The organism is Streptomyces griseoruber (genome assembly GCF_001514205.1).
Classification (GTDB): Bacteria; Actinomycetota; Actinomycetes; order Streptomycetales; family Streptomycetaceae; genus Streptomyces; species Streptomyces griseoruber.
In genome coordinates, this window is sequence record NZ_KQ948767.1 from 309,189 (window position 1) to 319,383 (window position 10,195).

Annotated in this window: 8 protein-coding genes and 2 pseudogenes; 8 read left to right on the plus strand and 2 right to left on the minus strand. The window is 68.1% G+C overall.

All coding sequences use genetic code 11. From position 1 onward, the window contains the following. Positions 1-247: 247 nt before the first annotated feature. The 6 genes from AQJ64_RS16530 to AQJ64_RS16555 all read left to right on the plus strand — a co-directional run bounded on the left by AQJ64_RS16530 (position 248) and on the right by AQJ64_RS16555 (position 6,699). Positions 248-1,573: an ABC transporter substrate-binding protein gene (locus tag AQJ64_RS16530; protein WP_055635610.1), complete on the plus strand. Its 1,326-nt coding sequence runs from the start codon at positions 248-250 to the stop codon at positions 1,571-1,573. A 66-nt stretch (positions 1,574-1,639) separates the two neighbouring features. After that, on the plus strand, positions 1,640-2,572 hold the full coding sequence (locus tag AQJ64_RS16535; RefSeq protein WP_055635611.1) for a carbohydrate ABC transporter permease: 933 nt from the start codon (positions 1,640-1,642) through the stop codon (positions 2,570-2,572). After that, the gene (locus tag AQJ64_RS16540; RefSeq protein WP_055635612.1) at positions 2,569-3,396 is read left to right on the plus strand and encodes a carbohydrate ABC transporter permease; all 828 of its coding nucleotides are present in this window, start codon (positions 2,569-2,571) and stop codon (positions 3,394-3,396) included. The genes AQJ64_RS16535 and AQJ64_RS16540 overlap by 4 nt, the downstream gene beginning before the upstream one ends. Before the next feature lie 279 nt (positions 3,397-3,675). Continuing rightward, positions 3,676-5,070, plus strand: coding sequence for a family 43 glycosylhydrolase (locus tag AQJ64_RS16545; protein WP_055635616.1), 1,395 nt, complete (start codon positions 3,676-3,678; stop codon positions 5,068-5,070). Positions 5,071-5,194: 124 nt separating this feature from the next. Beyond that, positions 5,195-6,043 (plus strand): hypothetical protein, encoded by an 849-nt coding sequence (locus AQJ64_RS16550; RefSeq protein WP_055635613.1) that lies wholly within the window; start codon positions 5,195-5,197, stop codon positions 6,041-6,043. A gap of 119 nt (positions 6,044-6,162) precedes the next feature. Continuing rightward, a complete protein-coding gene (locus AQJ64_RS16555) occupies positions 6,163-6,699 on the plus strand; it encodes a 2'-5' RNA ligase family protein (RefSeq protein ID WP_055635614.1) in 537 nt (178 codons plus the stop codon). Positions 6,700-6,835: 136 nt separating this feature from the next. Here the strand turns inward: AQJ64_RS16555 and AQJ64_RS52290 are convergent. After that, positions 6,836-8,245, minus strand: a pseudogene (locus AQJ64_RS52290) (MFS transporter). Positions 8,246-8,599: 354 nt separating this feature from the next. Here AQJ64_RS52290 and AQJ64_RS16565 point away from each other — a divergent pair. Both AQJ64_RS16565 and AQJ64_RS48055 read left to right on the plus strand, forming a co-directional pair. Next, positions 8,600-9,223: an MmyB family transcriptional regulator gene (locus tag AQJ64_RS16565; RefSeq protein WP_420876543.1), complete on the plus strand. Its 624-nt coding sequence runs from the start codon at positions 8,600-8,602 to the stop codon at positions 9,221-9,223. Next, positions 9,202-9,413, plus strand: a pseudogene (locus AQJ64_RS48055) (transposase); the annotation flags it as partial. The gene AQJ64_RS16565 and the pseudogene AQJ64_RS48055, both read left to right, overlap by 22 nt. Positions 9,414-9,442: 29 nt before the next feature. Here AQJ64_RS48055 and AQJ64_RS16570 read toward each other — a convergent pair. Further along, a partial coding sequence (locus AQJ64_RS16570) for an IS3 family transposase (RefSeq protein ID WP_107120613.1) occupies positions 9,443-10,195 on the minus strand: 753 nt, incomplete at its 5' end.

A 10,195-nucleotide genomic window follows, 5' to 3' on the forward strand; every position in this document is an offset into this window, starting at 1 on the left:
CCTGTGTGGCACGTTACACGAAAGCGGATCGCGTCGGCTGTGTCGCGGCCCAGCCGCCCGGAGCCTTGGGGACAGTCGGCCGTGAGCAACGAATTCCCAGCTCGTGCATGGTGCGATCGGCCTGTCCCGTCGATCGGTGACTCCGTCCGTCGCGGCGCTCCGCACTGTGCCCTCGGGTATCGGCCGGAGGCGCCACGCCCTCCGATTGAATCGATTTAACCCCGCTCGCTCGAACGAAGGAACGTCCATGAGGTCACGCACGCTCGCCAAGAGAAGAGCGGCTCTAGCCGCGGCCGCTGTTCTGCCGCTTCTGCTCAGCGCGTGCAGCGCCGGCTCCCTCGGTTCGTCCAGCGGGGACGGCAGCGCCACGACGATCAAACTGCTCGTCGACAACGCACCCGACAACCTCCAGGCCGCCAAGCAGCTGGCCAAGGACTTCCAGGCCGAGAACCCGAAGATCCGGGTCAGCGTGGAGACGCGCCCCGGCGGAACCGACGGCGACAACCTCATCAAGACGCGACTGCAGACCGGCAGCATGGCCGACGTCTTCTCGTACAACACGGGTTCGCTGTTCCAGCAGATCGACCCGACGAAGAACCTCGCGCCGATCACCCGGGACCCGTACGTCAAAAGACTCGACAAGTCCTTCCTCCCGCAGGTCACGGTCGGCGACCAGACCTACGGCGTGCCCTTCGGCTCGGCTCTCGGCGGCGGTGTCCTCTACAACAAGAAGGTCTACGCGAAGCTCGGTCTGACGGTGCCGAAGACCTGGGCGCAGTTCATCGCCAACAGCAAGAAGATCAAGGCCGCCGGGATCGCCCCGGTCATCCAGACCTACCAGGACACCTGGACCTCCCAACTCCTGGTCCTCGGCGACTTCCACAACGTGGCCGCCGCGGAACCGGACTTCGCGGAGAAGTTCACCGCCAACAAGGCGAAGTTCGCCACCGACGCGAACGCCGCCAAGGGCTTCGCGTACCTGGAGCAGATCCACGACCTGAAGCTGCAGAACCCCGACTACGCGTCGGCCACCCTCGTCAAGGGCCTGCAGATGCTGGCCACCGGCAGGGGCGCCCAGTACCCGATGCTCTCCACCGTCATCGGCGCGATCAAGACGAGCAACCCGGACCAGCTCGACGACATCGGCTTCTTCGCCCTGCCCGGGGACGACGCCGCCGCCAACGGTCTGACGGCGTGGTTCCCGAACGCCTTCTATGTGCCGAAGAGCACCACCGGGGACAAGCTCACGGCGGTCAGGAAGTTCCTCGCGTTCACCGCGAGCCCGACCGGCTGCACCTCCCAGGCGAAGGCGTCGACGCCGACAGGTCCCTACCTGGTCGAGGGCTGCACCCTGCCGTCGGACGTTCCCGCGATCACCAAGGACGTCGCGGCGTACTTCACCCACGACGCCCAGAGCCCGGCTCTGGAGTTCCTGTCCCCGGTGAAGGGCCCGAGCCTCGAGCAGATCTGCGTCCAGGTGGGCTCCGGCATCACGGGGGCCAAGTCCGGCGCGGCCCTGTACGACAAGGACGTCAGGAAGCAGGCCCAGCAGCTCGGGCTGCCGGGCTGGTAGGAACGTAAGTCAGTGCCTCCCCGCCTTCGGAAGGGGTGCGGGGAGGCACCCGAGAGAGGTCGACCGATGACCACAGTTGTACCGACCGGGCCACCGGCGGCCGAGCAGCCGAAACTGGCGACCAGGACGCGTCGGTCCGCCCAGACGCACAGCCCCTATCCCACCTGGTTCTATCTGCCGGCGGCGGTGATCTACGGGACGCTGTTCCTCGTCCCGACGTTCGCGTCGTTCTACTTCAGCCTGACCAGGTGGACCGTCTTCAGGTCGACCTTCATCGGGCTGGACAACTTCACCGAGTTCTTCCAGGAGCCCGCCCTGGTCAAGGGCTTCGTCAACACGTTCCTCTACGCGGTCGCCACCTCGGGCCTCAAGGTGGTCCTCGGACTCCTCCTCGGCATCCTGCTGACCAGCCAGATCCGCGCCCGCGGCTATCTGCGCTCGGTGGTGTTCTTCCCGGTGCTGGTCAGCACCGTGGGCGTCGGCATCACCTTCACCGCCCTCATGGACCCGTCCACCGGTGCGATCAACAGCGCCCTTTCGGCTGTCGGCATCAACGGTCCGGGATGGCTGACGGACCCGTCACTCGCGCTGTTCTCGGTGGCCCTCGTCGACGTGTGGAAGGGCGTCGGGCTCGCCACCGTGATCTACATCGCCGGCATCGTGTCCATCCCGCAGGACTACTACGAGGCGGCGAGGATCGACGGCGCGGGTCCCTGGCAGCTGTTCCGCAACGTCATCCTGCCGCTGAGCTGGCCTGCGACATCGACCGTGATCGTCCTGTCGCTCATCGGCGGCCTGCGGTCCTTCGACCTGATCTGGGCCATGACGCGCGGCGGTCCGGGCTTCAGCTCCGACGTCGTCGCCTCCGTCATCTACAAGCAGTACCAGGCCGGCTTCTACGGCCTGTCGACCGCCGGAAACGTCATCCTCTTCCTCGTGGTGACGGCCATCATCGTCCCGCTGTCCCGCTTCCTGGCCCTCAAGGAGGTGGAGCGATGAAGAACGCCACCCGTACCTGGCTCGGCGTCCTGTCGGTCGCCGTCAGCCTCGTCGTCTTCGTCATCCCGTTCGCGTTCATCGTGCTCACGGCGGTCAAGGACCCGCAGCAGGCCTCCCGGCTCGACTTCTCCTGGCCGCACCGCTTCCAGCTCGTGGACAACCTGGTCCAGGTGGTCCAGGCGAGGGACTACATCCTCGTCATCGCGTTCATCAACAGCGTGATCCTCACCGTGGCGAGCGTGGCGGCGATGGTCGTCCTGGGAGCGATGGTCGCCTTCGTGCTCCAGCGGCGGGTCACCCGGTGGACCGGACTGATCAACTTCCTGGTCCTGTCCGGGCTGATCATCCCTCCGGCGGTGGTGCCGACCATCTGGGTCCTGCAGAAGGCCGGCCTGTTCGGCACGCTCCCCGGACTGATCCTCGTGGAGATCGCGTTCGGCCTGTCCTTCTCCATCCTGCTGTTCCGCGCCTTCATCGCCACCATCCCGCGCGAACTCGACGAGGCGGCCGTCATCGACGGGGCGTCACCGCTGCGGCTGTTCTTCCAGGTCGTCTTCCCGGTGCTGCGCTCGGTGATCGTGACGGTGATCGTCGTGCAGTCGGTGGCGGTCTTCAACGACTTCACCAACCCGCTGTACTTCCTGCCCGGCGAACAGAACGCCACGGTCCAGCTGACGCTGTTCACCTTCCAGAGCCAGTACACCACCAGCTACAACCTGCTCTTCATGGACATCCTGCTCATCACCGTCCCGCCGCTGGTCATGTTCCTGTTCTTCAACCGGCAGATCGTGGCGGGCATGACCGCCGGAGCGGTCAAGGGCTGACGGGCCCGACCGTCGTGGCCCTTCGACGGCGCCCTCGAATCGTGACGAGGCGGCCCGCGAACCCGCCCCACACACGTCCCCCCAGCGCCGAGATCCAGCAGCACCGCTGGTCCGGCCCGTGTCCGCGTCCCATCTCCTCCCCGACGGGGCGCGGACACGGGACGCAGCGCTGCCCTGAACGGCCGTCGCCCACACCGGGGATGGTCCCCGCGCCTCAAGAGCGAGACGAAGGAGTCTCCCATGCAGATCCACAACCACCCCGGGTCGTCGCCTCCCGGGATGCGCGCAAGACGCGGCAGGTCCGCGCCTGCCGCGGCCCTCATTGCCTTCCTCACCGTCCTGGGCCTGGTCACGGCCTCCCCGGCACAGGCGCTCAGCGGTGACACCCGCATGCACGACCCGAGCCTCATCAAGGTCGGCAGCTGCTACTACGGTTTCTCCACCGGGTTCGAGAACGACCCGCTCAACCCCAGCGGATCCATCACCATCCGCAAGACATGCGCCGCCACCGCGGCCTCCGGCTGGACGAAGGTGGGCAACGTCTGGGAGTCGACACCCTCCTGGATCACCGCCAAGCTCGGCTCGACCCCGCCGAACATCTGGGCTCCCGACGTCAAGTACTTCAACGGCAAGTACCACCTGTACTACGCCGGTTCGCTCTGGGGATCCGCGTACGCCGTCATGGGCGTCGCCACCGCGACCGACATCGAAGGCCCCTGGACCGACCAGGGCATGGTCACGGACGTCAACTACCCGATCGATCCCAACGTCGACTGGGGACCCGACGGCCGGCTGTACATCACCTGGGGCTCCTTCACCGGTCCCGGCACCTACATGCACGTCCTGGACCAGGCCACGGGCAAGCTGTCCACCACCGACAACAACCTCTGGCACCTCGCCGTCGGCATCGAGAACCCCACGATCATCCTCAACGGCGGCTTCTACTACCTCTTCGGTTCCAAGGGCCTGTGCTGCAGCGGAACGAACAGCAACTACTACACGGTGGTCGGACGCTCCACCAGCATCACCGGCCCCTACCTCGACCAGAGCGGCACCAACATGCTCTCGAACGGCGGAACCACCGTCCTCACCGGCGCCCGCCCCAAGGTGGCCGGCGGTGGTGCCGACGCCTACGACGACGGAGCGTTGAAGTTCCTCGCCTACCACTACTACGACGGCGACAACTCCGGACGGGAGACGCTCGACATCCGTCAGGTGACCTTCGCGAACGGCTGGCCCGTCCTGGCCGGTCCGCTGGGGGCCGCGAACAACCACCTGCTGAACCGCAACGCCGACACATGCGCGGACGTCTGGTTCGCGAGTACGGCTGACGGGGCGTCGGTGAACTCCGGGAACTGCAACTCCGGCACCAACCAGCAGTGGGTTTCCACCGCCGTCGGCTCCCCCTACGAACTGGTCAACGTCAACAGCGGCAAGTGTCTGCAGATCGCCGGCGCCTCCACCGCCGACGGCGCGGTGGCCGTCCAGTCGACGTGCACCGGCGCCTCACACCAACTGTGGAAGAAGACCCCGGTGGTCGGTGGCTACGTCACCTTCACCAACGTCAACAGCGGCAAGTGCCTCGAGGTCGCCGGAGCGTCCACCACCAACGGGGCGGCCCTGGACCAGTCGACCTGCACCACCGGCGCGAACCACCAGTGGATGATCGTCTGAGGAAAGGACATCCCACACCGGACAGGTGAAGAACCCGGGCGGCCGAGGTGTGCCTCGGCCGCCCGCGCTTTGCCGTCGCATCCGCGGTCTGGAGCGGGTGCCGTCGGACCACTTTAATGGAGGCATGCTCATCAGCCTGCTGCCCGGGATGCGTAACCTTCGAGCCCCGCTGGCAGCGGGAAGTCTCTGGCTGGTGGCGCTGTGGCTGCTCATTGGCAGAGAACTGCCGAAGCCTGGTTCCGCTTCCGGCCTCTTGGCGGATCTTTACGACGCTGCCCTCTGGGCCGGGAAACCAGCGGTCTTCGCGGCGTTGGCCTTCATCGCGTACCTCCTCGGCGCCATCAGCACCGCCGGTGTTGCTCTGGCCATCGCGCTGCTGGCGCCCGTGCTTGTGCCGGCAGTGGCGTTTGATCCACCCGACCCAGGAGGCAGGCCGGTGGCGCGCTATGTGTGGCCGTGGTCACCTGCCTACTGGGCGACACGGCACGGTGCACATCGGGACGACGGTTCTCACGTACTCCTTCCTCCGCGCCCCAAGCGCATCCCCACCGCCAAGGGCTTGGACGCCCTGACCAGGACCTTGAACCACCATGATCTCGATCCACGCCTCGCGCTCTTACCGCTGATCGACGATCTCCCCCTGGTTCCTGCCCGGCTCATCGGAACCGATCAGGAACTGTTCGGAGAGTTCGACCGCATCAGAGCCGAAGCCGAGTTCCGTGTGTCCATCGGCCCTCCCATGGTGATGCTCTCGAGCGTGTTGCTGCCGCACAGCGCGTGGTGGGGGCTCCTCATGACTGTTCCCGTACTGCTTTTCGCCCATGGGATGTGGCTGTACTGGGATTCCAACGATCTTCTGGCCGAAGCCTTGAGGGCCGGCCGGGTGAACTCTCCGGTCGTGGGCAATTCATTGACACCCGAAACCCCGAGCGGATCCGACGCGACAGACCCGCGAACCTCACCGGCCGTCTGACCGCAGCCGCACTACGAGAGCACCGCATCCGGGGTCGTGTTGGGTGCCGACCGTGGGCTGAACCGCCCGCGATCGTCATCGGGTCGCTGCCGTTCCGGGCTTGCTGATACACATGTGCGATGGCAGGCGACGGCTCCGGTGAGTTTCAGGCAGGGCAGTCGGGACTCATCGTGAGGGTCCCCGCGGCAGAACCTGCTGTTCGAGCGTGGCGTGACCGGCTGGACCCCTCAGCCCGTGCAGGTGTTCCGGCCCATGTCACCGTCCTCTTCCCGTTTCTCCACGAGAACCGCATCGATGACGGTGCGTGCGCTGCCATCGGAGAGGTGATCGGGCGTCACCGGCGCTTCGAGGCCCGGTTCGAGCACTGCGGGCGATTCCCGGGGATCTTGTATCTCGTCCCCGAACCGGACCTCCCGTTCCGTCGGCTCACCGAGGCGATCGCGGATCGGTGGCCGCAGACCCCGCCGTTCGGCGGGCAGTTCGACGAGGTCGTCCCGCATCTGACCATCGCGCAGGGGCAGGACGATGCCGTGCTGGAGGAGGCCGAGGCCGACCTTCGCGGTCGGCTTCCCGTCACCGGCCGCGTGTCGTCGGTCGATCTGATGGTCCACGACGGCACAAGGTGGCAGCAGCGAGCGTCCTTCGCGCTCCGGTGATTGTCGTCGCCCACGCGGACCACCCGGATCGTCCGTCGGCTGCCCAGCTCGCCGCCGCTTCGCAGGGACGCGATCTGCAGCTCCTCCGCGTGTTCGAAGCTGTCGAGCTCCTGGCTCGTCCACAGCGATGTCGAGGTCATGAGGTCTTCTCCTTCAGGAGTACGGAGGCCCCCGCGGTCAGGACGACGAGCAGCGCGGCGACCAGGAGGCTGGTGCGCAGCCCGTGCAGGAAGTGCGCATGGCGGGAGACCAGGGCGTCGAAGACCGCCACGGACAGGGCGCCACCGAGCTGGCGGGAGGCGTTCAGGACGCCGCTTCGCGGTACCGGCGCGCTGGGCGGGAGTCCGGTCGAGGAGCAGTGACGTCACCGCCGGTACGGCGAGGCCGCCGCCGGTTCCGACCGGGATCATCAGCAGGACCAGCAGCCAGGCGGGCGCCGACGCAGGCGGAACACACAGCGCCACGAGGCCCGCGGCCATCAGGAGCTGGCCCGTGATGATCGGCACTCGCGGCCCGAATCGCGCGGCGAGCCGGGCGGCCGTCGGGCTGACGACCGCGGTCAGCAGCGTGTCATCGGCAGGAACGCCAGCCTGGTGGCCATCGGCGACAGGCCCTGTTCCTGCTGGAGGTACAGGCCGAGCAGGAAGATCATCCCGTAGAAGCCGACGTTGAGCGCGAACCCGATGGTCGCCGAGAGTGCCATCGTCCGGGCACGCAGGAGCTCCAGCGGCACCATCGGGTTGCGGCCGCGCGCCTGGGCCGCGAGGAAGACCACTCCCGCCACCACAGCCACCGCCAGGGCGAGCAGCACGCGCGGCGCGCCCAGGCCGACGGCGCCGGTCTCGATCGCCGCTTAGGCCAGGCCGCCCATCGCCGCCACCGCGGCGATCTGCCCGGTCCGGTCGAACGGGGCGTCGCCCTGGCGGGGCGAGCGGACGGTCCGGGCGAGCAGGAACAGTGCCAGCACACCCACCGGCAGGTTGACGAAGAAGATCATCCGCCAGCTGAGCTGACTCAGCACACCGCCCAGCACCGGCCCGGCCGCGGCGCCCACCGAGCCGCCCATCGCCCACACCGAGATCGCCCGGGCACGGCGGGCCGGGTCGGGGAACGCCTCGCGGATCAGCGCCAGCGAGGCCGGCATGATCACCGCGGCGCCCGCGCCCTGCACCAGCCGGGCCGCGAGCAGCACGCCCAGGCTCGGTGCGAAGCCACAGGCCGCCGAGGCGACGGTGAACACCACGAGCCCCGCCCCAAAAGCCTGCCGCGCACCGAGCCGGTCGGTCACCGACCCCGCGGACAGCAACAGCGCGGCGAACATCAGCGTGTAGCCGTCCACCACCCACTGCAATCCCGTCATCCCGCCGCCGAAGCCGCGTCCGATGTCGGGCAGCGCGACGTTCACGAGCAGGGCGTCGAGCGTCATCACGAAGAAGCCGAGCAGCGCGGCCGCCAGCGCCCACCGGGCACCGTTCGCGGTGCGGGGCCGGCCGGCGGCGGTATCGGCTGACGCCGAAGGCCTGTTCGATGCGACAGAACGGGACACGGGTGGATCTCCTGATGAGGAAGCGATTGGTCGGTACGGAATGAGTTCTTCAAACCGTCATCCAGCCTGCGCGCCGGACGGGTCGCGTGGCAGGCAGAGCTGTGCCGGGGAGCGCTGTTCGGGGGTGTGACAGGGCCCCCAGGTCCGGCCTGTGGATCCGTCCTGCCCGTCCTGACGCACTGGCCGCATGGCACGTGAGCAGCACAACGGCAGCGACGGCACCGAACTGGGGCGTTTCCCGCGTGCCCACCGCACCCGGGTGACTCGCGAGCAGCCGGCCTCAAGGTCGGCCCCGGCCTGCGGCGCACGCCCGGGCTGCGGCGCGAGGAACTGGCCACCCTGGCCGGGATCAGCATCGACTACTACGTCCGCCTGGAGCACGGCAAGGAGACTCGGCCCAGCGCGTCCGTGGTCGGCGCGCTCGCTCGTGTCCTTCTGCTGGACGAGCACGCGCACGGGCACGTGCGGGACCTCGCGGTGTGCGCCGCCCGCCCCACCGCGGCCGAGCCCCCGACGGCGCCCACTTCTTCGGTGGGGCCCGGGGTCGGGTTGCTGCTGGAGAGCCTGCGGCCCCCCGCGGTCGTGGTCAGCCGCACGATGGACCTGCTCGCGTGGAACCCGGGCGGGCTACGGCTGTTCGTGGGCATGGTGCAGCGGCCGGTGGAGAAGCGCAACGTCGCGCGCTGGGTGTTCCTCAACCCCGGCGCCCGCACCGTGTTCGACCACTGGGACGCGCAGATCCGCGCGTGCGTGGGGCGGCCGCGCGCCCTGGCCGGAACCGACCCGGATGCCCCCGACCTCGTCGGGCTCGTCGACGAACTCCTTGCCGAGAGAACGGAGTTCGTACAGCTCTGGGACCGCTACGACGTACGGGCGCACACCCACGGCCGCAAAACCTTCTACCTCCCGGACGTCAGCACCCGCACCCTCGCTCACTGTCGCTCGCATGCGTCTTCCGGTGCGCGATCGACTCGGTGAACATGCGGGCCAAGATTCATCTGATCACCGAGCGGACCGGTCTGCCCTTGTCCGTCGGCATCTCCGGCGCCAACGTCCACGACAGCCAGGCCCTGATCCCGCTCGTGAAGGGCATCCCCCGCTTCGATCCCGCCGAGGACCCCGCCGGCGCAAGCCCGGCAAGCTCCACGCCGACAGGGGATACGACTACTGTCAATCCCCTCGCAGCGTGGAGACGATCTATGCGGCGAGTGCCTCGGCGAGGGTGGCCCGGTATTCGCGTTCGTAGTCGATCGGGCTCTTGAACCCGCACACGCTGTGTAGCCGCCCGGCCTTGTAGAAGTCGGTGATCCAGGTGGCGATCTTGATGCGAGCCCCGGTGCGGGTGCGGAAAGTGTGCCGGTGGACGTACTCGACCTTCAGCACGCTGTTGAACGCCTCGCTCACGGCGTTATCGAAGTAAGATCCGACTCTGCCCATCGACTGCACGATGCCCAGCCTGCGGCAGGTCTGCTTGAACTTCCGGGAGCAGTATTCGCTGCCCCTGTCGGTGTGCATGATCACGCCGCGGACGTCGCAGCCCCGGGTGGCCGCGGCCATGTTGAGTGAAGCCACCACCAGCTCGGCGTCGTGCCGGGCGCCCCTCGCGTAGCCGAGTAGCCGACGGGAGAACAGATCGATCACCGTTGCCAGGTAGAGCTTGCCCTCGCCGGTGTCGATCTCGGTCATGTCGCCTGCCCGGACGAGTTCCGGTTCCTCGGCGGTGAAGTCCCGGCGGACGAAATCCGGGGCGCCGGCCGCCTGCCCGGCCTGGTCAGCGACCGGCGGCGCCTGGCCTTCCGGCCCGCCGGCCTGAGTTCGGCCATGACCTTCGCGACGGTGTTCACCGACACCCGCCGGCCCCGGCGCACCAGCTCGATGAACACCTTCGGCGAGCCGTAGGTGCCCCCGGAGCAGCGGAGATCTCCTCGATCTCCTCCGCCAGGTGCTGGC

Bases quoted from the DNA above. Each gene is read 5' to 3' on its own strand.
- AQJ64_RS16535 (WP_055635611.1), top strand. From the start codon at position 1,640: ATGACCACAGTTGTACCGACCGGGCCACCGGCGGCCGAGCAGCCGAAA.
- AQJ64_RS16545 (WP_055635616.1), top strand. From the start codon at position 3,676: ATGCGCGCAAGACGCGGCAGGTCCGCGCCTGCCGCGGCCCTCATTGCC.
- AQJ64_RS16555 (WP_055635614.1), top strand. From the start codon at position 6,163: ATGGCAGGCGACGGCTCCGGTGAGTTTCAGGCAGGGCAGTCGGGACTC.
- AQJ64_RS16540 (WP_055635612.1), top strand. From the start codon at position 2,569: ATGAAGAACGCCACCCGTACCTGGCTCGGCGTCCTGTCGGTCGCCGTC.
- AQJ64_RS16550 (WP_055635613.1), top strand. From the start codon at position 5,195: ATGCTCATCAGCCTGCTGCCCGGGATGCGTAACCTTCGAGCCCCGCTG.
- AQJ64_RS16530 (WP_055635610.1), top strand. From the start codon at position 248: ATGAGGTCACGCACGCTCGCCAAGAGAAGAGCGGCTCTAGCCGCGGCC.